The following is a 24,861-nucleotide window of genomic DNA, read 5'->3' on the forward strand; positions in this document are numbered from 1 at the left end:
GAATCCGGCGCCGCTTTTTATTTTTCGGCGTTGCCGCCGGCCTGGCTTAGCCCGGTCTAGCGCGGAAACACCGGCACGGCAGGCGTTGCCGGAGGACGTTGCGGATAGACCGACGTACCGAAGGTATTGCCCATGCGATTGCTGGTGGCGGCGTAATTGAACAATCCCAGTTGATTGGACGGCCTGTTGACGATGCCTTGCGAAGCCATTTCAGATGCCGCCGGCGGCTTGCTTGTCTCTTTGGGCATCAGCTTTTGCGTCAGGCATGCGTAGGGGGGAATTCGCTCGCCGTTGACGACGACGTCGATGCAGCTCGGCGCGTTCTTGTCCGTTGCGTTGCCGGTTTCTTCCGCTGCTGCGGGGCCGATGGCTGCAAAAAAGAGCAGGGCGGCGCTAGTCTTGGTGCGCATGTTTTTCTTTCCAGTGTTCGTGTGCTTGTTGAGCTTGCTCGAGCAAAGCGGGAATGCGAGCCAGCCGGTTGGGGAACGGCATCTCCGGAACATGTCACGGTAGTGTGATGTGGAGCGGATAGCATCGACGGTTCGCTGACGGTGCAATGCATGCATCTTTGTCCGAAGCATAGGTGATGTCGATGCGGCTTTCAACAAGAAACGCTATCGCATCGGCAACAAAATAAAAACAAACCGTCGCCGTGACGCATTGGTCGGAAGACGCTTGTCTGCGGGAATCGGCATTTTGCCGATCGGCCGGATACAGCCCCAAAAGGAATTATGAACATTTGATGACATTTGACGGTTCCACAGGGTGTCAATCGTCTATGCATTGATACGCTGCGTCGGCACATCGATGGCAGCCGCCGGCGGGTTGATGCGTGGCGTCAATAAGAATTGGATTTAGAGGGCTGGGTTCTATATATGCGTAATGCAAACGGGAAGAGAAGCAGGTCGCCGGGGTGTCTGCGGGCGATATGTCTGGCAATAGCGGGGATGAGTATTCACGGATGGGGGATGGCACAGCAGCCGGACCAGGGCGTTGCCGCCGGTCCGGCTGACAAGGCTGTTGAGGCGTCAGCCGATACGCGGCGTGTCGATATCAATGAATATGTCGTGCGCGGCAACACAGTGCTGGACGCGCGCAGCATCGAAAAGGCGGTAACGCCCTTCCTGGGGCCGCAGCGCACGATGAAAGATGTCGAGGGCGCGCGCGATGCCTTGCTGGCGGCGTATAACGCCAAGGGTTATCAGTCGGTCTACGTCGACTTGCCCGAGCAGCAGGTCACCGAAGGCGTGGTCTTCCTGCAAGTCAGCGAAACCACGGTCGGCCGCGTGCGCGTGGTCGGCGCGCAGTACAACTCGCCGCTGGAAGTGCGGGAACAGGTGCCTTCGCTGAAGGAAGGCGCCGTGCCCGATTTCACGCGAGCGCAGGCTGAACTGACGGCATTGAACCGCGGCGCCAAGCGCCAGGTCGTGCCGCTGGTGAAGCAGGGCAGCATTCCCGGCACCATGGACGTCGATCTGAAGGTCGACGACAGCAGCCCCTGGCGCGCCAGCGTGGGGGTGAACAACGACTACAGCGCCGACACCAAGCCGTTGCGCATGACGGGATCGATCGGCTACGACAACCTGTGGCAAATGGGGCATAGCGCCTCCATCAGTTATTTCGGCACGCCGCAGGACATGAGCCAGACCCGCGTATGGTCGGGCTCTTACAGCGCGCCGATTCGCGGCACCAACTGGACGGTGGAAGGATCGGGTTTCACTTCCAACAGCAATGTCGCCACCGTCGGCGGCACCAGCGTGCTGGGCAAGGGACATTCGTTCGGCATCAAGGCCACTTATACGGTGCCGGACACGGGCAACTGGTATCACGCTTTCGGCGCAGGCGTCGACTTCAAGAAGAATGACCAGACGCTGAGCCTGAATGGCGCCGGGGATACCGTGCCGCTGAAGTATGCGCCGGTGTCGCTGACCTATGCCGGTTTCATGCAGGGCGAACGCAACCAGTACGGACTCAACTTCACGCTGCTCAACGGCACCAGCCGCTTTTTCGGTTACGGCAGCAGCGATTCCCAGTTCGACTACAACCGCTATAAGGCGACCTCGAGCTTCATGGTGCTCAAGCTCGACCTGAACGGGACGCATACCTTCAGCAACAGCATGCAGCTGGGCGGCCGCCTCAATGCGCAGATCACCGATTCGCCGCTGGTGTCGGGCGAGCAGATCGCCGCCGGCGGCCTCAACTCGGTGCGCGGCTATCTGTCGGCGGAAGCTACCGGCGACTATGGCGCGGTGGGCTCGGTGGAGTTGCGTTCGCCGCTATTGAGTTACCTCAATCCCGTGGTTGAAAACTGGCGCATCTACACCTTTCTGGATGCGGCGCGCCTGAAGTTGCGCGATCCGCTGGTGGAGCAGATCGACACCTACACGCTGGCCTCGGTCGGATTCGGCAGCAGCTTCCTGGTCAGCCAGGTGATCGGCGGCCGCGTCGATTTCGGCTATCCGCTCAAGAAGGGGCCGCGCACCGACAGCCATACCCCGCGACTGAATTTCAGCCTCACGGCTACGTATTGAACGGCAAGACATTCATTTAACTATGTTGTACGCGTTTTCGGAGATCCTTTGTATGCGACGTATCCTCTTTCTCATGCTCGCGCTGGCGAGCACCTTATTGCCGGGACTAGCTCATGCTTGGTGGCAGCCTGACTGGGCTTATCGCAAACCGATCACGATCGACGGCGGCCCCAAGGGCGGCGCCATCGGCGGCGATGCCGGCCGCACGCCGGTGCTGGTGCGTCTGCATACGGGCAATTTCAACTTCCAGGATGTCAACGAAAGCGGCAACGATCTGCGCTTTGTCGGCGCCGACGACAAGACCGTCCTGAACTATCAGATCGAACAATTCGATCCGCTGCTCGGCATCGCGCTGGTGTGGGTCGACGTGCCGGCGCTGTCGGCCGGTGCGCCGCAACAGCTGTGGATGTATTACGGCAATCCGAAAGCCCCGGCCTACGGCAATGGCCAGCGCACCTTCGATTCCGACTACACGCTGGTCTACCATTTTGCCGAAGCCAATGTGCCGCCGCGCGACACCACCGCCTATGGCAACCACGGCCAGACCGCAGTCGTCAGTGTTGACGGCACCGTCATCGGCAAGGGCGCCAAGCTGGGCGGCGCACCGCTGATGCTGCCGGCCACGCCGTCGCTGGAAGTGGCGGCCGGCGGCAAGTTCACCTTCTCGGCCTGGGTGCGTCCCGACAAGCTGGGCGCCAACCAGCTGATCTATGCCCGTCGCGGCAATGGCGCCGAACTGCTGATCGGCGTGGATGCCGGCGTGCCTTTCGTGCAGGTCAACGGCAAGCGCAGCAGCCCCGGCCAGCCGATCCAGGCAGGCCAGTGGTCGTATATCGCCGTCAAGAGCGATGGCCAGAACGTGGCGCTGCTGGTCGGCGGCCATCCCAGCGTGTCCTTGCCGGCAGCTTTGCCGGCGCTGAATACCTCGGCCGCGATCGGCGGCGACACCGAAGCATCGTCCGGGCTGGAATCGTTCTCCGGCGCGATCGATGAGTTGCGCCTGTCGCGTGTGGCGCGTCCCGATGCACTGTTGCTGGCGGATGCGGTGACGCAAGGCGGCGACTCGCATCTGGTGGCGTTCGGCACCGACGAGAAGCAAGCCGGCAAGAGCCACTTCGGCTTCATTCTGTCCGCCATGCCGCTGGATGCATGGATCGTGGTGATCGTGCTGGGTCTGATGATGATCCTGTCGTGGGCGATCATGATCAGCAAGGGCCGTTTCTACGCCGCGACCTCGCAGGCCAATGCAATCTTTATGAAGCTGTTCCATGAAACCGCCGGCGCGCCGCTCGACCAGCTCGGCCGCAGCAACAGGGTGCCGGAGCAGATCAAGCAGGACTCGTCGCTGTGGCGCCTGTACGACGTCGCGGTCGATGAAATGCGCCGCCGCCACGATCGCGGCTACGACATGACCGCGGTATCGGCGGCGACCATCGATGCCATCCGTGCAGCGATGGACGGCGTCATGGTGCGCGAAAACGAACGAATGGCAAAGCGCATGATCTGGCTGTCGACCACCATCGAAGGCGCACCTTACGTCGGCCTGTTCGGCACCGTCATCGGCATCATGCTGGTGTTCGTGGTGGCGGCGATGGCCGGCGCGGTGGACATCAACTCGGTGGCGCCGGGCATGGCGGCTGCGCTGCTGTGTACCGCGGCCGGCCTGGGCGTGGCGATTCCGGCGCTGTTCGGCTACAACTGGCTGGGTTCGCGCGCCGACGCCATCGGCGCCGACATGGCGGTGTTCGTCGATGAATTCGCGACCCGCCTGGCCGAAGAACAAGGCGATGGCCGCCACCTGCGCGCAGTGCAGCTGCAGGCATAAGGGGCAATCATGGCACGAGCGAAATACACCCCGCGCAGACGTACCGGCGGGATCAACATCACGCCATTCGTGGATGTGCTGCTGGTGGTGCTGGTGATCTTCATCCTCACCAGCAACGCCAGCATCCCCGGCATCAAGGTCGACCTGCCGAAGGCCAGCGCCGCGGTCGCGCTGGAAAAACCGAAGACCAAGGCCATCACCGTCGATAACACCGGACAGATATTCCTGGATGCATATCCGGTCAGCCTGCCGGAACTGGAAGAGCGCTTGCGTACCGAGAAAGCGCTGACGCCGGATTTCCCGGTGATCGTGCGCGGCGACGCTTCGGTCCAGTACGCCAAAGTCGTGGAAGTCCTTGATCTGCTGCGCCGTATCGAGCTCAACCAGATTGGCCTTGTGACCGGCAAGCAATCGTGAGGAGAGCGCCGTGAAATTGAGTAGCGCGAATAACGACGCCTTGTCGTATTCCACGCAGGCATCCGGTGTGCGGCGGCGCTGGAGCGGTATCGCCATCGGTGCAGTCTTGCTGGCGGCGGTTGCCGCATTGGTCTGGTATTTGTTGTCGGACGTTGCCAGCACCAAGCGCGAAGTCTCTTCGCCGCCGATGCTGATGCTGCCGCCGCCACCGCCGCCGCCGCCCGAGCCGGAAAAACTTCCCGAGCCGACGCCGGAAAAAATCAAGCCGGAAGTCGCGCCGGAACCCAAGCCATCGGAACAGATGGAGTCGCCCAAGGACGACAGTCCGCCGAGCCCGTCCAAGGATCTCGGCGATCCGGTCACCATCGACGGCGCTGCGCAGGCCGGCAACGACGCCTTCGGCATTCAGGCCGGACGCGGCGGCGGCATGACCGGAGGCGGCGGAGGCATGGGCGGATCGTATGGCCGTTATCTGGGCACGGCGCTGCAACAGGCTTTTGCCCGCGACCCGCGCACGCGCCAGCTGGCGTTCGAAGACCTGCGTCTGGACATCACGCTGGATGCGGACGGAAAAGTCACCAAAGCGGTGCTGCAGCAAAGCACCGGCAATACCAAAATCGATGAGGCGCTTCTGGCGATGGTGCGCGACTACAAGGCCGATGAACGTCCGCCAGCCGCGCAGCGCTATCCGATGCATTTATCCATTCGCGGCCGGCGGCCGTGAGCGCAATTTAATTGAAATCAATTGGGGAAGATATTCATGAACACACCACTCGATAAGAATGGTTCCGCCCAACCGGGCAAGGCGCGCAAGCATTCGTCGCGCCGCGCCAAGGCGCTGGCAGGCGTATCCGCTGTCGCGCTGCTGATGACTTCGCTGGCGCATGCGCAGACGCCGCCGTCTTCCGAAACCGCGATGGTGCGTTTGATTCGCGGCCTGATCGAGAGTGGCGCATTGAAGAAGGATGTCGGCGATGCGCTGCTGGCCCAGGCGCAGACCGAAGCGATCGCCGCGCAGCAGGTGCAGCGCCAGGCGGCGGCAGCGCCAGCAACGGCGGCAGCATCGGGACGCAACAAGATCGAACCCGGCGACGTGCGGGTACCGTATATTTCCGCCAGCGTGCGCGATCAGATCCGCGATGAAGTCAAGGGCGAAATCATGGCGCAGGCCAAGAGCGAAGGCTGGGCTGCGCCGAACGAAACACCGGAATGGACCAAGCGCATCCGCATCGAAGGCGACATGCGCGTGCGCGGCGAATCGCGCTTCTATTCCGGCAACAACAGCAACATCGAAACCGACTGGCGCAACATCAACAGCGGCAGCGGCTACGACGTCAATCCCAATACCAACCTGGCCCTGCCGCAGTTGCTCAATACGCGCCAGGACCGCGCCAACCAGTTGCGCATCCGCGCCCGCCTGGGCATCTTTGCGGACATCTCCGACAGCACGCAGGCAGGCTTGCGCCTGGCCAGCGGCAGCGACGACAGCCCGGTCTCGACCACGCAGACGCTGGGCGGCGGATTGAACAAGAAAAACATCTGGCTCGACCAGGCCTGGATGTCTTATAAGTTCAACGACATGCTGAAGGTGACGGGCGGCCGTTTCGGCAATCCTTTCTTCTCGACCGAGATGCTGTTCTCCAACGACCTGAATTTCGACGGCCTCGTCGCGCAGTTCGACAAGACGCTGGCAAACAAGGACTTGTCGGTATTCGGTACGCTGGGCCTGATTCCGCTGGAATACTCTTCCGATAGTAGTCCGGGCCGCAGCCAGAACAAGTTGTCCAGCCAGAACAAATGGCTGATCGGCGCCCAGGTCGGCGCCCAGTGGAAGCTGGATGCAGAAAACCGCCTGCGCGGCGCCGTCGCTTATTACGACTTCAAGAACATCACCGGCCGCGTGTCGGATTCGTGCGCGCTGTATGCCGGCGCCGATGGCTGCAACACCGACTGGTCGCGCCCGGCCTTCATGCAACGCGGCAATACGCTCATGCTGTTGCGTAACATCGCCCTGGATCCGACCAATCCGGCCAATACGCCGCAGCCTCAGTATGTCGGCCTGGCCTCCAAGTTCCAGTTGCTGGACCTGAACGCGCGCTGGGACACCCGCATTGCCGGCGGCTATGGGTTCCGCCTGGACGGCAACTTCATCCGCAATCTGGCGTATGACGAAAACGAGATGTTCCGTCGCGCTACCGTCGGTATCGTCAACAACGGCGGCACGGCGCAACCGGGCGTACGCGGCGACTTCAAGAGCGGCGCCAATGCCTACATGATGCAGGCCACGCTGGGCAATCCGAATCCGGCCGCCGTGGGCGAATGGAATGTCCTGGCCGGCTACCGTCGCATCGAACCGGATGCCTTGCCGGATGCCTACAACGATTCGACTTTCCATCAGGGCGGCACCAATGCCAAGGGCTATTATCTCGGCGGCAGTTACGCGTTCGACAAGAACACGCTGTTCTCGGGACGCTGGTATGCGACCAAGTCGGTGTACGGCGCTCCGGTGGCGATCGATACCCTGCAGCTTGAGCTGAATACACGTTTCTAAGAGGTATGCCGATGTCATTCATTTTGCAGAAACGAAGCCGCGCGGCATTGTGCGCGGTACTGGCGATTGCCGCTTCGGCCGTACAGGCGCAGCAAGGGCAGAGCATGGAAGAGCGCCTGCGCAACCAGTTGCGTATCACCACCACGCAATTGCAGGAGGCGCAAAACGAACTGGCCGTGCTCAAGGCGGGCAAGGCTGCGCCCGCCACCGGCGCCGCCAATGCAAAATCGGCTGCCGCGCCGGATGCGGACAGTGTGAAAAAAGAACTGGCGGATGCAAAGGCACAGCTTGCTTCCGAGCGCCGCACGCGTGAAAAAAATCACGATGCTTCCCAGGCCGCATTGGAAAAAGCCAACGCCCAGGTTGCGCAATACAAGAATGCCTACGACGGATTGTTGAAGCTGGCGCGCGCGGCGGAAACCGAGCGCCAGCGCCTGTCGCAAGAAGAAAAATCACAGCAGACGGCCGTGGCGCAATGCGAAGCAAAGAATGCGCAACTGTACTCCGTGGGACAAGAAATATTACAGGCGTATGAAACGATGGATATCGGCACGATCATGTCGGTGCGTCAACCATTTGCCGCGCAAAGCCGTGTAAAGTACGAGCAGATCGCGCAGCAGTATGGCGACAAGCTTTACGAAGGACGTTTCGATCCGCGCAGCGCGGCAGTGCCCGTCGCGCCTGCAGTTGGCGCAGCGGCTGCTGCTCCGGGAACACCTGCTCAGCAGCAATAGAGAGTCACAACCAGCGTCAATTTCCGGGTCCGGTTTGCCGACGTATTTTTTAAATCAGGTGGTCACATGAAACAACTTAAATTGAATAAGCAATCTCTCCGCCCATGCCTGCATGGCATGGCTGCGTTGATGCTGGCATCCATGTTCAGCGTCGCCGGCGCACAGACAAAAGCGGCAGGCGCCGACAAGACCATCGCCAGCCTGGGGCCGGTGAGCGTGCCGCAAACCGAAGTCGATCGCATGCTGCAAGCATTGCCGCCGGCCGAACGCGCGGCGATCAAGAACGATCGCGCCGGCCTGGAGAATTGGTTGCGCCAGCGCGTGACCAGCGAAGCCTTGTTGCGCGAAGCGCGCAGCAAGGGCTGGGCCGATCGTCCCGAGATCAAGGAGCGGGTAGATGCCGCTGTCAAGGAAATCACCGGCCGCATCGTTGCGACCAGTTTTCTTGAATCGATGACGCAGGTGCCGGCGGATTATCCGTCCGACGCCGACATTAAGGCGGCCTACGAACAAAACAAGGCTGGCTACAATTTGCCGGCGACTTATCGCGTGGCGCAAATCTATCTGCAGACGTCGCCTAACGATGCGGCCGGCAACAAGAAGGTGGCAGAGAAGGCCAAGAGCCTTGCGGCCCAGGCGCGCAGCGGCGATTTTGCCGCGTTGGCCAAGGCAGAGTCGCAAGACCAGAACAGTGCCGCGCGCGGCGGTGAAGTCGGCACGCTGGCATTGACCGACATGCTGCCGGAAGTGCGCGATGCCGTCGCCAAACTCAAGCCTGGCCAGGTAAGCGAACCGGTCCAGGCCGCCGCCGGCATCCATATCGTCAAGCTGATCGATGCCCAGCCGGCGCGTACCGCAACACTGGACGAAATGAAGCCGCGTTTGCAGGCTGCCTTGCGTCAACAGCGTCAGCAGCAACTGGTGCAGGCCTATCTGGCGACCCTGGCGCCGGCCGATCGCGTGAACATCGACACGGCCGCGCTGGATGCCGCGCTGAAAAAGCTGAACTAAAGATATCGTCCTTCCCAGTTATTTCAATATCGTCACTACATCAGGATTTGTCATGAAGAAAACCACCGAAACTGCAACGGCCGCATCTGACACTGCCGAACTGCTTTACGCCGTCACACCCGAGCAAATTGCCGAGGCCATCAAGGCGGCCGGCTGTTCGGTCACGACGTTGGAACACAATGGCGTCGGCCATTTGCACAGCGCCAGCCAGGGTGTCGGGTTTCAGGTGCTGTGGGGCAATGCCGGCGCGGCAGCCGGGCAATTCATCGATTTCACGATGAGCTGCCCGCTGCGCGTGCAAGGCGGCGTCCTGCCGCAAGGCCTGATCGCCGAATGGCATCGCAACAAGCGTTTCGCCCGCATTGTCGAGCACGGTGAAATGATTTCGATGGAGATGGACGTGCTCGTCGTGGGTGGCGTCAGCCAGGCGTATCTGAATATGACGGTGCAACTGTGGACGCAGATGATGGGGCAGTTTTTCCTGCACCTGCGTAATTTTACGGCGCAAGAACCTGCCGCCGCGCCGGCAGCGCAAGCAGCCGCGGTCGAAGAAGCCACGCCGGCTTAATCTCTGTCCTTCGCGAGGCCGCGTCGCGGCCTCGCTCCCGTCTTGTTTCTTTCATCTTGTTGATTTTCTCTTCTCTCTTTTTATCCCACGTCGTCCCGCAGTCACAGCAACGTAACATTTGTTCGTTACGCTGCCCGTTTGCTGTTACGTACTTCGCGTAACCGGTTTCCCCTTACTTCTCCATGAATATCGTGTCGAGCCGTCTATGCCGAGAATGGTCATGCCCGGCGCTGCGTATTGCGTCGCAGCCTGCCTGGCTGTGCTGACTCTGCAAGGCGCAGCCCAGGACATAAATGGCTTGCGTATTGACCCGGCAGGAGCGCCGCGCAGCGATGCGGGGAACAGCATGCGGTTCGATATCGCGCCGCAATCTTTGCAAAGTGCATTGGATGCCTTCGATATGGCGACCGGTTTCTCAGGCCTCTACAGCGCCGATGCGGTTGCCAGCCGTCGCTCCGCCGCCGTCCAGGGAAATTTTACGGCTGCCGCCGCTTTGCGCAAGATGCTGGAGCAGAGCGGTCTCAGCAGTTATTTCACGGCGCCCGATGCCTATGTTCTCGAACAAGACGCCACTGAAACGGGGATTGCCGCAGCGCCGCTGCAAGCACAAGCCCATGATTTTGAAGCCATCCTGCAATCCGGCGTGCGCGCGGCTTTTTGCCGTAACGCTTTGATTGTCCCCGGCAATTATCGGATTGCGATCAGTTTGCGTGTCGCCGCCGACGGCCGCGTCGAACAGGCGCGCCTGCTTGATACCACCGGCAACAAGGCCCGCGATGGCGAGATTCTCAAGACCTTGCGCGGCGTCAAGCTGGCGCACGGACCGTTGAATCCCGCCGAAGCTTTCGTCATGCTGATCTTGCCTCATGCGCCGGATTCGACTGCGGATTGTGGAGCGTCGTCATGAGCGAATCCGGATTCAAAAGCATGCGCGAGCTGATGATGCGCAGGTACGGGGAACTGAAACGCCGGCTGACCCTGCAACTGGGAAGCGCAGACCTTGCCGGTGATGCGCTGCAGGATACCTGGTTACGCCTGGAGTCGCATAAGGAGCCTGCGGAACCGGTCCTGCATCCGATCAGCTACCTGATGCGCATGGCAACCAATTCCGCCCTGGACAAGATACGCGGCGAACGGCGCTTTCTCAGCGGGGAAGAAGTCGAGCAGATTTTCGACAATTTGTCGGATCCGGCGCCGGGCCCGGATCGGAGCATCGAAGCGCGTTCGGAGGTCGAGCGCCTGCTGCTGGTGATGCAGGAAATGCCGGTGCGCCAACGCCGGATACTGACGTTGATACGCATCGATGAAATGCCAAGGCAGGAAGTGGCCAGGCATCTCGGCGTCTCGCTCAGCCTGGTGGACCGGGAGCTGAAACGCGCCCATGAGTACATCGTTGAAAAAATGCGTTAAGAAAGTGTGGTTTGTAGCGTTGAGAAACGTCTATGAATAAGGAATGAAGGATTTGATTGCCGACCATGAGTGTATTTGACGCACAACAAACGGGATCGCAGGATTCGAGCGGGGCAGGAATGTCGCTCGATGCCGACGCGCGCGCCTGGGTGCGTCTGTTGGCCTCTGGTCGCGCCCGCAAGGAGGATGCGCGCAAGCTGGAGCTGTGGTGCGCCGCCAGCGCAGCGCATGCCGCCGCGTTCAAAAAGGCGCACGCTCTGTGGCGCCAGCTGGGTACGGCCGCCGAACTGAGCGGCGCCGGCGATCCGGAGCTGGAGGCGATTCGTCGCGCAGCACGTCATGGCAGAGCCGCACCGGCGACGCGATCAGGGCGAACTTCGCGCCGGGCATTCCTGGGTGGCGCCGTGGCCGCCTCGGTCGCTGCGGCGGGTGTCGCACTGGTCTATCCGCCGCTTTCTTTATGGCCTTCGATGGCCGCGCTGCAGGCGGATTATCGTACCGGGGTCGGGCAGCAAATGCAGGTTGCGCTGGCATCGGATGTCAGCCTCTTGCTGAATACGCGCAGCAGCATTTCGGTGCGCTCCATGGATGGCGCGCTGGTGGGCATCGAATTGATCGACGGCGAGATCGCCGTCAGCGCCAATCGCCCGTTCTCGGTGCGCGCCGGGAATGGCACCATTTCCGCCGAATTTTCCCGTTTCGAAGTGCGCCATCTTGGCGCCAATGTTTGCGTGACATGCATGGAAGGGCAAGTCAACGTCGCGCTGGCGGGCGCCCGGCAAACCGTGCGTGCAAACCAGCAAATGGTCTACGGCGGAGATGCCGCCGCCGCTATGGCAACCGTGGATGCACAACGGCAATCCGACTGGCGCCAGGGGATATTGAGTTTTCGCCAGACCGCCCTTGCCCAGGTGATCGACGAGATCAATCGTTATCGCCCGGGGCATTTGATGCTGATGGCCAAATCGCTGGAGCAGCGGCCGGTCAGCGGGCGTTTCCGCATCGACGACCTGGATAAGGCGATTGCGCAGATTCAGCGCCTGTTCCGCTTGAGCGCGACTTCGCTTCCGGGCGGCATTGTCATGCTTAGCTGATTGCCGCGATTGTTGTTTTTTGCATTGGAATATTTTATGCAGAAAGATGTATAGCTTTTCCCTTTGAGGTTCGTCTAGAGGCATGGGCAGTCGACAAGTTCGACCGCTATCGACAAACGTTGATCCGATCAGACCTCGAAAGAACCTTCATGCCGCTCCTTCACGTATCCAAAAGCACATCGACCGCTTCTCTTCAACGACGTTCTTCTCGCGGGTCTTCTTCTTTTTATCGTTTCGACAATAGAACTGCCGCAGCCCATACGCCGCGACCGATAGTCCGGGCCATTGCCATCATGCTGGCAGCAGGGGCGGCAGGAGGAATGGCCGGTGCAGCACATGCCCAGCAAGCGTTCAGCAGCGCGTGGTTCGCCGCCAAGGGGGCTGCGCAAAGTACCGCTGCCAGTACCGGTTACTTGCCTAACGGCATGCCGGCGTCGTCCTTGACTAATCCTTTCGCGCAACAGCAGCAGGCCAACCAGAAACTGCAGACGTCGCTCAATAATCTAAGCATCGTCGCAAGGGCTATTGCCGCGCAGCAGTCGGCGCAGCAAGCGGCAAGGTTGGCTGCGATGAATGGCGCCGGCGTGCCGGACGGCCTGGCAGATGGTGGTCTGAAGATCGACACCGATAGCCTCACCAAAGGTTGGCTCAAGGCAAACGCGCCGACGCAGACCACTGTCGACGGCAAGACCACGGTGGTGATTCAGCAGACTGCCGACAAGGCGATTCTGAATTGGGAAACCTTCAACGTCGGCAAGAATACGCTGCTGCGTTTTTACCAGGATACCAACTGGGCCGTACTGAATCGCGTCAACGATCCATTGGCGCGGCCGAGCCAGATCCAGGGGAAAATTCAGGCCGACGGCACGGTGATGATCGTCAACCGCAATGGCGTCATTTTCAGCGGCAGCAGTCAGATCAATACCCGCAACTTGGTGGCGGCAGCGGCCAATATCAGCGATACCCAGTTCCAGGCCAATGGCTTGTATGGCGCTAATGCCGCTACGCCCAGCTTCACCGACGCCAACGGCAAACTGATTGTCGATGCCGGCGCACGCATCAATACCGCGCAACCGGCCAGTGTGACGCAGGGCGGCGGCTACGTGCTGCTGCTGGGAAGCGAAGTGAGTAACGCCGGCACCATCAGTACGCCCAAGGGGCAGGTAGAGCTGGCCGCCGGCGACAGTTTCATCATTCGCAAGGGATATGGTACCGAGGTCAATGCCATGTCGACTACCCGCGGCAACGAGGTGGCGCCGCAAATGAATGCAGGCAGCACCGCTGGTAAAGTCGTCAATACGGGATTGCTGACGGCGCCGGAAGGGGATGTCACCCTGGCTGGACGCGAAGTGCGGCAGAACGGCGTGGTGCTTGCCACGACCACCGCCAACACGCGCGGTACCATTCACTTGCTCAACTCCGCCAGCGATACACAAGGCAGCGTCACGCTGGGTAAAGACTCCTATACCGCAGTGCTGATCAGCGATGATGGCCAAACCTCTTCCTTGAACAGCCAGCGCGATGCCCTGATCGCCGACTCGGCCGCGCAGGACGCGGTGCGCCCGGCGGCATCGAGCGGGCGTTTTGACAATCTCTCCAAACTGGCGGATCGCCGCGACCAGTCGCGCGTGGAAATCGTCAGCGGCGGCAACATCAATTTTGAAGACGGTTCGCTGACGCTCGCCACCGGCGGCCAGATTGGCGCCACGGCAGGTGCACGTTCGTTCGTGGCTCAAGGTTCAATACTGGATGTTTCCGGTGCGGTCGGCGTGTCGTTGCCGATGTCGTCCAACGGCTTGCTGGTCAATATCCAGGGCAATGAATTGCGCGATGCCGCGATCGCGCGCGACAGTGGCCTGCTGGCCAGCAGCAATGTATGGATCGATACGCGCCAGTTGATCTATGTGCCGGCCGGCACCGGAGGCTACACATCGGATCGCTGGTATACCGCCGGTGGTTTGCTGGAAGTCGGCGGCTATCTGGCCAATCAGGGCCATCGCATCGGCGAATGGGCGGCGCAGGGCGGAACGGTGGCACTGGGCGGCCGCGAAGTGGTTACGCAAACCGGTTCCAGCATCAATCTCTCCGGCGGCAGTCTGAATGTGCAGACCGGCTATCTGAATCAGAATTGGCTCAAGGGTATCGACGGTCAGCTCTACCGGGTCGATAGGGCGCCGGCCGATATGGGATTCAGCGGCGTCTACAAGGGTTTTGAAGTCGCGCATGCGCGTTGGGGGAAGAATGCCACCGAGTACTATAGCAACCCCTTGATTGCACCGCAGCGTATTTTGCAGAACGGCTATACGGTTGGTCGCGATGCCGGGCGGTTGCTGATCAATGCGCCGACTGCGGTGCTGGAGGGAGGCATCACCGCGACTGCCTACAATGGGCCGATGCAAATGAACGCGCGGCCGGCTGGCCTCACCGACAGTTATAAACTGGCGCAGAATACCGCCGCTCAGAATGGTTCGCTGGCATTGGGAGAGTATTCCAGCCTCGGCCGCAGCGGCGTCTACAACACGGATGTGCGCATCGCCGATATCGCACAGATCAGCGCCGGCGCCACTGCTGCCGGAGCGCTTCCGAGCGGGCGCGCCAATACGCTCTGGCTCGATGCCGGCTGGCTCAATGCGCAGCAATTGGGCGGCCTGGATCTGGCCAGCGGCGGCAATATTGCGGTTGACCGCGCCATCCGGCTGGCCGACGACGGTGTACTGAAACTGACCGGCGCCAACATCGATATTCGCGCGGATATCGTCACGCGCAGCGGCAGCGTCACGGCCAGCAATATCTTTGTCGCGGACGGCTTGAGCAACGGCGTCGCTTTACTCAAGAACGGCGCTTCAGTCGTCACGCTGCACGATGGCGCCACGATCGATGTACGCGGCGGGTGGTTCAACGGATTGCTGGCGCCGGACAGCATGCAGCAGCGGGCTTTTCTTGATGGCGGTCGTGTCACGCTTTCTTCCAGCCGGGATGTGACGCTGGAAGCCGGCAGTGTCATCGACGTCTCTTCGGGCGGATCGATACTACAGAACGGGTCCAGCAAAGGCGGACGGGGCGGCGATATCTCGTTGCAGGCCGACAGGACTGTCAGTGGCAACAATGCGAATGGCAGCCTGATCCTGAACGGCAGCTTGCGTGCCTATGGCATGAATGGCGGCGGAACGCTTGCCATCGATTCCGGTCCCGGCATCGTCATTTCCGATCGGACTACGGATGGCGGCGGGTCATTGCGCCTCGGTACGGCGCTGTTCCAGAGCGGATTCTCGAACTATCGCATTAGCGGCCACAAAGGTTTGAGCGTGGCCGATGGCACCATCCTGGACGTGTCGGCGCCGGTCTATCGATTGACTGCGGGCGCCAATGAAAGCATGGATGTTGCGAGCGCTCTGGAGCGTTGGGTCTCGCCCTTGCATATCGAGCATCCGGGCAGTGGCGTGTTGAGCCAGCGCAGCGGCGCCAGCCTGTCGCTGTCGGCAGGACTGGAAACGGCAAGTGCTGCCGAAATGACATCCACCAAGCTGAATATCGGCAAGGGCGCGGTCATCAACGTCGACCCCGGACAACAGATCGGTATCGCCGGTATCGGGCAAATCACCGTCGATGGCACGCTCAACGCCTGGGGCGGGAAAATCCAGATCGGCGAGATCACGGTAGGAGCGATTGCGGAACAGATGCGGTCCCTCGGCCACGACCGCTCGATCTGGATCGGCGAAAATGCCGTGCTGGATGTGTCCGGGCGCGCCTTTACTGCGCTCGATAGCCGTTTGCAGCGCTATGGCAAAGTGCTGGCCGGCGGCTCGATCGTGATCGGCGCCGATATCGATACGGCGGCTGCGCAAGCTACCGCGCCTGATCTCTTTGTAGTGGTGCGCGATGGCGCGGTGCTCAATGCATCGGGCGCCAGCGCGACCATCGATACGCAGTCGGGCTCGCGCCAAGTGAGCAGCAATGGCGGTTCGATTGCGCTGGCCTCCAACAACGGTCTTTATCTGGATGGCGCGCTGATCGCCAGAGCCGGCGGTCAGGGGGCTGCCGGCGGTACCTTGTCGATCGCACTCGAAACGCCTCTTTATGCCAGTGCCGCCGCCGCGCGCGTCATGCAGTCGCGCGATCTGGTCGTGACGCAAGCCACGGCTCCCCAACTATTGGCGCCAGGAGCAAGCCCGCTCAGTGCGGCAGGTCAGCTGACCTACGGCCACGGTGCAATCGGCGTGGCGCAGATCCAGGATGGCGGCTTCAGCAATCTGAATCTGCTGAGCCACGGCATCATCGCCTTCGATGGCGATGTGGCGCTTTCCATGTCGAAAAATCTCCAGCTTTTTTCCACCTCGCTGGCGCTGACCGATAGCGCCCGGGCTGACAGTCGTATCGCACTGTCAGCGCCTTATGTGCGCCTGAGCGGTATCGGCGAGCGCATCGTCGATGGTCCGCGTGTCTTTCCTGCCATCTATACCGACGGTGCGTCAGCACGGACAAGTGCGGCGCAATTCACGGCCACGGCTGATCTGCTGGATATTCAACGCGCTGTACGTTTCGGCATAGCGGGGACGAGAGGCATGTTTTCCGTGGATCGGCGCGGTTTTGCCGACGTAGAAATGAGCAGTAGCGGCGATTTGCGCTTTTTGCCTGGCGAGTCTTCGGCACGCACCTTGCTCCAGACAGGCGGTGATCTGGTTCTGGCGGCGCGTCAGCTCTATCCGACCACAGCCGCCTTTGCCACGGTGCGGGCAGGGTGGAACAATAATTCAGCACAGCAAAACTTTGATCCGGCCAGTGTACTCAGCATCCGCAGTACCGGAGCGGCGCCCGATGCGCAACCGTACTCGGTATTTGGCACATTGAAGATGGAAGCCATGACCATCCGTCAAGGCGGCACGATACGTGCGCCGCTCGGGTCGATCACGCTGGGCAACTCGTACTCCACGCACGATGTGACGCTGTTGCCAGGCAGTGTTACCTCGACCAGTTCAGCCGGCCTGATGATGCCCTATGGCGGCACCGTCGATGGCATCGACTGGTTTTACGGCGGCCAGAAAATTGCGTTGCAGGGCATTGCATCGACAGCGGGTGTCGCGCTCACGGCGACAAGCGTTGATGTTCAACGCGGAGCGACGATTGATCTGGGCGGTGGCGGCGAGCTTGCCGGCGCTGGCTTTGTATCCGGCCGCGGCGGCTCGATTGATGTGTTGCGCTATCCGCTGGTGGCGTCAAATCCCAGTATCAAGGCCAGCGACAGCAGCAACACCGTCTATGCCATTGTGCCAGGCTACAGCGGAAAATACGCCCCGGTGACGCAAGGCAGTGACAGCAAACCGGCAATAGGCCAGCAAATTACGCTGGATGGTTCCATCCCGGGATTGCCGGCAGGGACTTACACGCTGATGCCTGCAAGCTACGCCTTGTTGCCGGGCGCGTTCCGTGTCGAAGTCGCGGCCGCTGCCGATGCGCGTGGCGCCACCGGCAACGGCATGCTGAGCAATGGTTCCTATCTGGCTGGTGCGCGGCTTGGTTTTGCCGATTCTCAAGTGCAGGACAGCCTGAGCAGGCAAGTCATCCTGACGCCGGCAGATGCCGTGCGCCGGTTTTCGCAATTCAACGAGATGTCCTATACGCAATTCGCACTTGCCGATGCCGCACGGCTAGGTGTGTCGCGTCCGATGTTGCCGGCAGACGCCAAGTCGCTGTCGTTGACGCTGCGTTCCGGGGGCGGTGCCGATAGCTTCCGTTTCGACGGCAGCATCAATTTCAACTCGGCCCAGGGTGGCATCGGCGGCTCGGCAAGCGTACAAGGGACTACCGGCTCAGAATTGGAAATCCTGCCCGCCGGCGCAGCGCCGACAACGGGGTTCACCGGCGTTTCGCTGCATGCAGACAGCTTGAACGCGCTGGGGACCAAGCGCCTGTCGATCGGCGCCATGCCAGTGATCAAGTATGGGCAGCAGGGCAATTTCTTCAGCTTCGGCAACTTGACCGATACGCTTAGCATCACGCTGCGCGAAGGCGCCATATTGCGCGCGGCCGAGGTCATGCTGGTGGCCGGCCGGGATGCAAGCGGCGCCATCACCATCGAGGCCGGGGCCGGTATCAATACGCTCGGCATGGGAGCGGCGCCGTTCGATTCGCGTGGCGGCCTTATTTATAATCCGCAGGACGGCATTAATCGCGGCGCATCCATGCTGGCCGTATCGAATGGCTGGCTTGATGTGCTGCCGGCCAGCTCCGCGGTGACGACTCAAGCAGCGATCCTGCTTGGCGCTTGCGGCGCCAGCGGTCATTGCGATGCGCCGACCACCTTGTACTCTGAAGGCACGATTGCCTTTGCAACGAACAACCGTTTCGAGCTGGGCGACAATGTCCGTTACGGCACGCGCAATCTGTCCTTCGGCGTCGGCGCCGTCAACATCGGCACCAATGCAGCGCTGGCGGCGGCCGGCGCGGCCGGTGTCCTTCCCTCCGGCCTGCTGCTCAATCAGGAGGTGCTGGATCGCCTGCTGCGTGGCGACACCTCGACCGGCGCACCGGCGCTGGAGAGTCTGATCCTCAAGGCGCGCGAAGCCGTCAATATTTTTGGAACGGTGGCGCTCGATACGTTTGACGCAAACGGCCAATCAAAGATCGCCAATCTGATTTTGGGCACCCCGGCCATCTATGGTATGGGTACGGCGACGGACTCGGCGGTGATCCGTGCCAAGAATTTCGTCTGGAGCGCTTCGACCGACACGCCGGGCTCGCTGATCGCTGCAGGTCCGGGAAGCGGCAGCGGCTCGCTGCTGATCAGCGCCGAACGCATCACCTTGGGCGATGGTCCCAACGTTCAGATCACCGGCATTGAGAATCCGGCGCGGCTGGCACTTGGTTTTGCCAATGTCACGTTGGCAGCGAGCGATCGCATCAGCGCCAACCACAAAGGCAGCCTTGCCGTCTACCAGAGCCAGGGAGCGTATACCCCCGCCACCGGTTACAGCTATACAGGCGGCAATCTGGTTCTTTCCACACCATTACTCACCGGCGCAGCCGGCTCGAACAACAGTATCAAAGCAGGCGGTGTCATCAGTGCCATCGCACCTTCGGGTAGCGCGCCTGACCGGCTGGTTGGCGGCGAGGGCCTCGGCGCGGAGCTGTCGCTACAGGCGCAGAGCATATCGTTGGCCACCACGGTGGCCTTGCCGAGTGGGCGCTTCACCGCGAGCGCAGAGGGCGATGTGGCGCTCACCGATGCTGCGCAACTGGATCTGGCCGGGCGCACTATCGGCATCCACGACGCAGTCAAATACAGCTGGGGCGGCGACGTGATTCTGGAAAGCCGTACTGGCGATATCCGGCAGGCTGCCGGATCGATCATTGATCTGTCGGCGCGGTATAACAAGGCCGGGCAATTGTCTGCGGCGGCGCTTGGTGCGGCAGCGGGTACGGTCGACTTGCAGGGAGCGATTCTCGGCACGGCCAGCGGCGAATATGATGCAGGCGGCAGCTATGTACCGTATCGCGGTGGTTCGATTGATGTACGTGCTCAGCACCTGGGCGGCGCCGGTTCGCTCAGCGACCAGTTTGCGGCACTCAATGCGCGGCTTAATGCCGGCGCAGTATCCGGTGGCCGCAGCTTCCAGCTCAAACAGGGCGACCTGACCATCGGTGACGGTCTGCGCGCCGGCGAGGTGGTAGTCTCGCTGGATGGCGGCCAGCTCACCGTGACCGGCGCCATTGATGCCAGCGGGGCTAAAGTGGGATCGATCCGGCTGGCGGCTCGCCAGGGCCTGACCATCGCCGGCTCGGCGCTGCTGGATGCGCACGGCAGCCGCTTGCGGGTGGATAGCTACGGCAAGATCATCGATAGCCCGAACCGCGCCATGGTCGAACTGAATTCGGGCGATGGTCAATTGACGCTGGCATCCGGTGCACGCATCGATTTGCGCCACGGCACCAACGTCGCTGTCGGCACCGCACCGGGCCAGAACGACGGCGCGGCACGCGGCACGCTTGAACTCAATGCCCCGCGCCTGGGCGGCGCGACCGGTGGCGACATCGCGATCGACGCCAGCGGCAGCATCGCGATTAGCGGCGCACGCTCGATCGCCGTCAATGCGGTACAGCGCTACAGCGATGCGACCTACGGCAGCGACCCGGCTGCCAGCGGGCGGCCGTATCAGATCATCGATCAGAATTATCTGGATCAGAAACATGCCGACAGCACCGGCTTCATCACTGCGGCGCTCGGCAATGCCACGCTGATGAACGGTAAACTGGCGGGCCTCAACAACGCCACCTACGCCAACGCCTTCCACCTGCGTCCGGGTGTCGAGATCGTCAGCGCCACACCGAATGGCGATCTGGTGGTCCAGGGCGACCTCGATCTGTCCGCGCACCGCTATGTCGGCGTCAATCCGAATTTCGCCAAAACCGGCATCTACGGTTCCGGTGAAGTGGGATCGCTGGTGATCCGCGCCGGCGGCAATCTTGATATCTACGGCAGCATCAATGACGGTTTTGCTCCACCGCCGGCGACGCCGGACGACGACGGCTGGATGCTGCGGCCGGGCGTACTGTCATATGGCGGCGATGTGATTGTTCCGCGCGGTAATGTCACGCTGGCCGACGGCACCATTTATCCGGGCGGACGCCCGGTAAACTACGACTTGCCGGTCAAGGCGCTGACGGTGCCGATCGGCACGCAACTGCCGGTTGAGTCAGTGCTCAATGCCGCAGTGACACTCGCGGCCAACACGATTCTCGCCGGCGACATCCGCGCCGCCGATGGCAGCTTGCTGTATGCGTCAGGCACCCGTCTTGGCGCAGCGGTGACATTGCCGGTGAACACGCGGCTTGGTGCGGGCTTCATCGCCACGACGAATTTGTCATTGCAAGCGCTGGTCTGGCCTAAGGGGGTTGCGCTGCCGGCCAGTATTACCATTAACGGCGATGTGACCTTGCCGATGGGCGGTCTGATTCCGGCTCTGGCTGAGCTCAAATTGCCGGCCGGTGCAATCTCGGTACCGTTGCGCGCGGCTGATAGTAACGGCTATCAGGGCGCCAACTGGGCGGTGGCGTCCATGCTGCCGGCCGGTTCGCAAAGCTGGTCGATGCGTCTGGTCGCCGGCGCCGACACTGCCGCTGCCGACACGCGCACCTTGCGCACGCGGGACGCCAACGGCAATCTGACCCTGGCCGATACGCACTTTTCGGTGTACGACAAGCATGCCATCACGATCATCCCCGGTACGCCTGCACAGCAGGCCGGTGGCTGGTTCTGGAGTGAAAAAGGGGCAAGCGATTTTGGCGAGCAGGCAGGAACGCCGATTGATCCTGACTGGGATCCCGCCGCCTTGTGCGCAGATAATCCAAGCTTGTGTGTGCATGCAAAGTACGTCTGGAACAACGATGGGCCGGGGATCGACCCCAAATATATTCCCGGCACGCCCGTGCTTGCCGCCGACGAGGGCTGGTGTCCTGACCTGTGCACGCCGATTGGCCAGAATATTCCCGGCACGCCTGACCAGATCGTCATCGGCGCCTTGATCGACCGCAATCCGGCCAGTCCGATTTTTAGCGTGCTGCGTACAGGAACGGGCGATCTTGATCTGGTGGCCGGCCGCAATATCGCGATGCGCTCTCCTTACGGTGTGTATACGGCCGGAACGCAATCACCGGCGCTGTCGCCGGCCTTCAATCTGGATCGCATCGCATCGGGCGCCACCGTACTGGGTACGGGCGTCGCAGGTTATGAAACCCTGGTGCGTGGTAGCGGCAGCACGTATCAAGCCTGGTATCCGACCTCTGGCGGTAATGTGCTGCTGCGTGCCGGCGGTAGCGTCACTGGCGACGCCTGGACCAAAAGCAACACTTATAGGGCCGACGGTAATCGTGCAGATCAGAAATCGAGTGCCGACCCGGCCAACTGGCTGTGGCGTCAGGGCGATGTAAGCAGCAGCCAGAAGGGAGCGGCCTGGTGGATCAATTTCGGCACCTATGTCGCGAGCAATAACCCCGACACAGCCAATTCGATCGACGCCATGCCGTATCTGGTCGGCTTTACCGGTTATGGCACCCTGGGCGGTGGCGACTTGCGCCTGGAAGCCGGCGGTAATGCCGGAACAATCGATGTGCTGAGCGCAACGAGACCGGGCAGCGGATTGTTCCCACGCAGCCAGGCGCTGACGCTGGCAGTGGCGTCGACCGGTCGCGTCAATCCTGATGGCAGCCTCTCCCTGACTGGTGGCGGCGATATGGAGGTGCGTATCGGCGGTGCGCTCAACGGCAATGCGAGTGCCTATATGATAGGTAACGCCGATGTCCAGTACCAGAATATCGGGCTCAACGGCCTGGCCGCCAATTTGCGCGGCCACGTCGATATTGCCGCAGCAAGTCAAGGCACCATCCAGCTCAGTTACGGCGCCAATGCCGCTTTGCAGGACGGCAAGGAAGTGCGTGCCTATGATGCGTTCAGGTCAACCTGGGCACTGGCTGGCGGCGGCCTCATGCTCATGCCGGGCGACGCCACCTTCAATCTGACGTCGCGCGACGATCTGGTGCTTGCCGGCGTGCGCGATGCAGGCCGCACTGCAACGATTGATCCCAATAGCAAAAGCAAATTGCCGTGGTTCACCTTGTGGTCCAACCGTACCGCCATCGATCTGTTTGCGGCCGGTGGCAACCTGACGCCCAGCACCCAGCTCGGGCAGGGTAGCGGCTCTCAGGTGTCGTTCACCCCCGATGCGGATACAGGCGCTACAGCCGGCCGCTTTTACTATCCGTCGATCCTGAGGGCGGCGGCGCCGTCAGGCAACATCTACATGGGAGCTTCGGCGGTAAAAAAAGATGAACTTGCACTTGGCTATTCGTTGGTGCTGGCGCCTTCGCCTAATGGCGAGCTCGAATTGCTGGCGGGGCAGTCGATCTATGCCGGCGGCTATGCCATCAGTCGCTCCAGCGCCGATATGGCGGCACTGCCGACGCCGTTGCATCCCGCTACCAGCAGCACGGTGGATGCGCTGGCGTTCCCTGTTGAAAACAATCTGTTTGCCTTCGGTCCGAACACCGCATCAGGCCTCTATGATCTGGCGCCGGCGCGTTTCTATGCAGGTTCCGGCGATATTGTCGGCCTGCGCACGGGCGAAATCCTGAGCAACTTCGATTCGACCAGCCGTCTGGCTGGCCGCACGCTGTATGAAGGCGGTGGCGCGGTCTGGATCAAGGCCGGCCGCGACATCGTCAACAGCGGCACCAATTTATCGCAATTCACGTATTTCCCGATGGTGGGAGGCGGTCAGTCTACGGGCAACTTCATCGCCCATCACGCGCCGACCGATGTGTCGATTGTCGCGGCGGGACGGGATATCGTCTACAGCTCGTTTTCGATCGCCGGGCCAGGCGCATTGGAGCTGACCGCCGGCCGTAACATCCGGATGGACGAGCGTGCCGGCATCACCTCGCTGGGCGCCATCGTGTCCGGCGACAACCGGCCGGGAGCCAGCGTCTACCTGCAAGCGGGCGTGGGCGCCGGCGGTCCTGACTACAACGCTTTCATGCACCGTTATCTGGACCCGGCCAATCTGGCCGTCAGCGGCATCGCGCTGGCGCAGCAACCGGGCAAGGCCGTGAAGATCTACGACCAGGAGCTGGCTGCCTGGCTGTTGAAACGCTATGGCTTCAGCGGTACGCCGGCAGAAGCACTGGCTTATTTCAGTGGTTTGGCGCCGGCGCATCAAAGCATTTTCCTGCAGCAGGTTTATTTTGCCGAGCTGCGCGAAGGTGGTCGCGAGTACAACGACCCCAACGGCGTGCGCTATCAATCCTATCTGCGCGGACGCGAGGCCATCGCCACTTTGTTCCCGCAACAGGACGGGCAGGGAAATGCCATCGTCCGCGAAGGCGATATCACCATGTTCGGCGGCGCCGGTGTGCGCACCAATTTCGGTGGCGACATTCAGTTGCTGGCGCCGGCCGGGCGCGTCGTGATCGGCGTGGAAGGCACTGCGCCGCCGGCCAGCGCCGGCCTGATCACACAGGGCGCCGGCGATATTGGCATCTATTCCAAGGGCAGCCTGTTGCTGGGCTTGTCGCGGATCATGACCACCTTCGGCGGCGGCATCCTGGCCTGGTCGGCCGAAGGCGATATCAATGCCGGTCGCGGTGCCAAGACCACCGTGCTCTATACCCCGCCCAAGCGGGTCTATGACAACGTCGGCGACGTGACGCTGTCGCCGCAGGTGCCATCGAACGGCGCCGGCATTGCGACCCTGGCCCCGATCCCCGAAGTGCCGGCCGGCGATGTCGACCTGATCGCTCCGCTGGGCACCATCGATGCCGGCGAGGCAGGCATCCGGGTATCGGGCAACGTCAATCTGGCGGCGCTGCAGGTGGTGAATGCGGCCAATATCCAGGTTAAAGGCGAGGCCACCGGCATTCCGATGGTTGCGGCGGTCAATGTCGGCGCGCTGACCAATGCCAGCGCCGCGGCGAGTTCGGCGGCAACGGCGGCGCAGGATTCGGTACAGCGGGCGCGCAACGAAGCGCGCCAGGCCTTGCCGTCGATCTTCACGGTGCGCGTGCTGGGTTTCGGCAATGAAGCTTCCGGCAGCGAAAACCGGCCGGCGCCGGCGGGCGCGGGATATGACAAGGGCAGCGCTTTCCAGGTATTGGGCCAGGGAGATCTGACACCGGCGCAACGTGCCCGTCTGACGGAGACGGAGCGGCGTAATCTGATGCAATGAAATAGGG

The 24,861-nt window shown here is 61.8% G+C and carries 13 protein-coding genes; 12 read left to right on the forward strand and 1 reads right to left on the reverse strand.

Going from position 1 to position 24,861, the window contains the following annotated elements:
* Positions 1-56 precede the first annotated feature (56 nt).
* The gene (locus tag AKL28_RS11305) at positions 57-410 is read right to left on the reverse strand and encodes a hypothetical protein (protein WP_050468246.1); all 354 of its coding nucleotides are present in this window, start codon (positions 408-410) and stop codon (positions 57-59) included.
* A 558-nt stretch (positions 411-968) separates the two neighbouring features.
* Here AKL28_RS11305 and AKL28_RS11310 point away from each other — a divergent pair.
* The 12 genes from AKL28_RS11310 (at position 969) to AKL28_RS11365 (ending at position 24,854) form a co-directional block, all read left to right on the forward strand.
* Positions 969-2,531, forward strand: coding sequence for a ShlB/FhaC/HecB family hemolysin secretion/activation protein (locus tag AKL28_RS11310; protein ID WP_156226300.1), 1,563 nt, complete (start codon positions 969-971; stop codon positions 2,529-2,531).
* 52 nt (positions 2,532-2,583) lie between these two features.
* Complete coding sequence (locus AKL28_RS11315; RefSeq protein WP_050468248.1) at positions 2,584-4,356, forward strand: DUF2341 domain-containing protein; 1,773 nt, start codon at positions 2,584-2,586, stop codon at positions 4,354-4,356.
* A gap of 9 nt (positions 4,357-4,365) precedes the next feature.
* Positions 4,366-4,773 (forward strand): ExbD/TolR family protein, encoded by a 408-nt coding sequence (locus AKL28_RS11320; RefSeq protein ID WP_050468249.1) that lies wholly within the window; start codon positions 4,366-4,368, stop codon positions 4,771-4,773.
* A 10-nt stretch (positions 4,774-4,783) separates the two neighbouring features.
* A complete protein-coding gene (locus AKL28_RS11325; protein WP_231602397.1) occupies positions 4,784-5,497 on the forward strand; it encodes an energy transducer TonB family protein in 714 nt (237 codons plus the stop codon).
* Between the two features lie 36 nt (positions 5,498-5,533).
* Positions 5,534-7,324 (forward strand): putative porin, encoded by a 1,791-nt coding sequence (locus AKL28_RS11330; protein WP_197091054.1) that lies wholly within the window; start codon positions 5,534-5,536, stop codon positions 7,322-7,324.
* A gap of 11 nt (positions 7,325-7,335) precedes the next feature.
* A complete protein-coding gene (locus AKL28_RS11335) occupies positions 7,336-8,058 on the forward strand; it encodes a hypothetical protein (RefSeq protein WP_174525367.1) in 723 nt (240 codons plus the stop codon).
* Positions 8,059-8,124: 66 nt separating this feature from the next.
* The gene (locus AKL28_RS11340; protein WP_050468251.1) at positions 8,125-9,069 is read left to right on the forward strand and encodes a peptidylprolyl isomerase; all 945 of its coding nucleotides are present in this window, start codon (positions 8,125-8,127) and stop codon (positions 9,067-9,069) included.
* A 52-nt stretch (positions 9,070-9,121) separates the two neighbouring features.
* Positions 9,122-9,637, forward strand: a complete 516-nt coding sequence (locus AKL28_RS11345; RefSeq protein WP_050468252.1) for a YbjN domain-containing protein — start codon at positions 9,122-9,124, stop codon at positions 9,635-9,637.
* 118 nt (positions 9,638-9,755) lie between these two features.
* Positions 9,756-10,544, forward strand: a complete 789-nt coding sequence (locus tag AKL28_RS11350; RefSeq protein WP_156226302.1) for an STN domain-containing protein — start codon at positions 9,756-9,758, stop codon at positions 10,542-10,544.
* 20 nt (positions 10,545-10,564) lie between these two features.
* Positions 10,565-11,047: an RNA polymerase sigma factor gene (locus AKL28_RS11355; RefSeq protein ID WP_231602398.1), complete on the forward strand. Its 483-nt coding sequence runs from the start codon at positions 10,565-10,567 to the stop codon at positions 11,045-11,047.
* Positions 11,048-11,112: 65 nt separating this feature from the next.
* Entirely contained in the window at positions 11,113-12,141 is a 1,029-nt protein-coding gene (locus tag AKL28_RS11360) for a FecR family protein (RefSeq protein WP_082221450.1), read from the forward strand.
* A 320-nt stretch (positions 12,142-12,461) separates the two neighbouring features.
* On the forward strand, positions 12,462-24,854 hold the full coding sequence (locus AKL28_RS11365) for a filamentous haemagglutinin family protein (protein ID WP_050468256.1): 12,393 nt from the start codon (positions 12,462-12,464) through the stop codon (positions 24,852-24,854).
* The last annotated feature ends 7 nt before the right edge of the window (positions 24,855-24,861 follow it).

Origin of the sequence: Herbaspirillum chlorophenolicum (assembly GCF_001189955.1) — a bacterium.
Classification (GTDB): domain Bacteria; phylum Pseudomonadota; class Gammaproteobacteria; order Burkholderiales; family Burkholderiaceae_D; genus Herbaspirillum; species Herbaspirillum chlorophenolicum.

Bases quoted from the DNA above. Each gene is read 5' to 3' on its own strand.
- AKL28_RS11340 (WP_050468251.1), top strand. From the start codon at position 8,125: ATGAAACAACTTAAATTGAATAAGCAATCTCTCCGCCCATGCCTGCAT.
- AKL28_RS11360 (WP_082221450.1), top strand. From the start codon at position 11,113: ATGAGTGTATTTGACGCACAACAAACGGGATCGCAGGATTCGAGCGGG.
- AKL28_RS11345 (WP_050468252.1), top strand. From the start codon at position 9,122: ATGAAGAAAACCACCGAAACTGCAACGGCCGCATCTGACACTGCCGAA.
- AKL28_RS11315 (WP_050468248.1), top strand. From the start codon at position 2,584: ATGCGACGTATCCTCTTTCTCATGCTCGCGCTGGCGAGCACCTTATTG.
- AKL28_RS11365 (WP_050468256.1), top strand. From the start codon at position 12,462: ATGGCCGGTGCAGCACATGCCCAGCAAGCGTTCAGCAGCGCGTGGTTC.
- AKL28_RS11330 (WP_197091054.1), top strand. From the start codon at position 5,534: ATGAACACACCACTCGATAAGAATGGTTCCGCCCAACCGGGCAAGGCG.
- AKL28_RS11320 (WP_050468249.1), top strand. From the start codon at position 4,366: ATGGCACGAGCGAAATACACCCCGCGCAGACGTACCGGCGGGATCAAC.
- AKL28_RS11355 (WP_231602398.1), top strand. From the start codon at position 10,565: ATGCGCGAGCTGATGATGCGCAGGTACGGGGAACTGAAACGCCGGCTG.
- AKL28_RS11310 (WP_156226300.1), top strand. From the start codon at position 969: ATGGCACAGCAGCCGGACCAGGGCGTTGCCGCCGGTCCGGCTGACAAG.
- AKL28_RS11305 (WP_050468246.1), bottom strand. From the start codon at position 410: ATGCGCACCAAGACTAGCGCCGCCCTGCTCTTTTTTGCAGCCATCGGC.
- AKL28_RS11335 (WP_174525367.1), top strand. From the start codon at position 7,336: ATGTCATTCATTTTGCAGAAACGAAGCCGCGCGGCATTGTGCGCGGTA.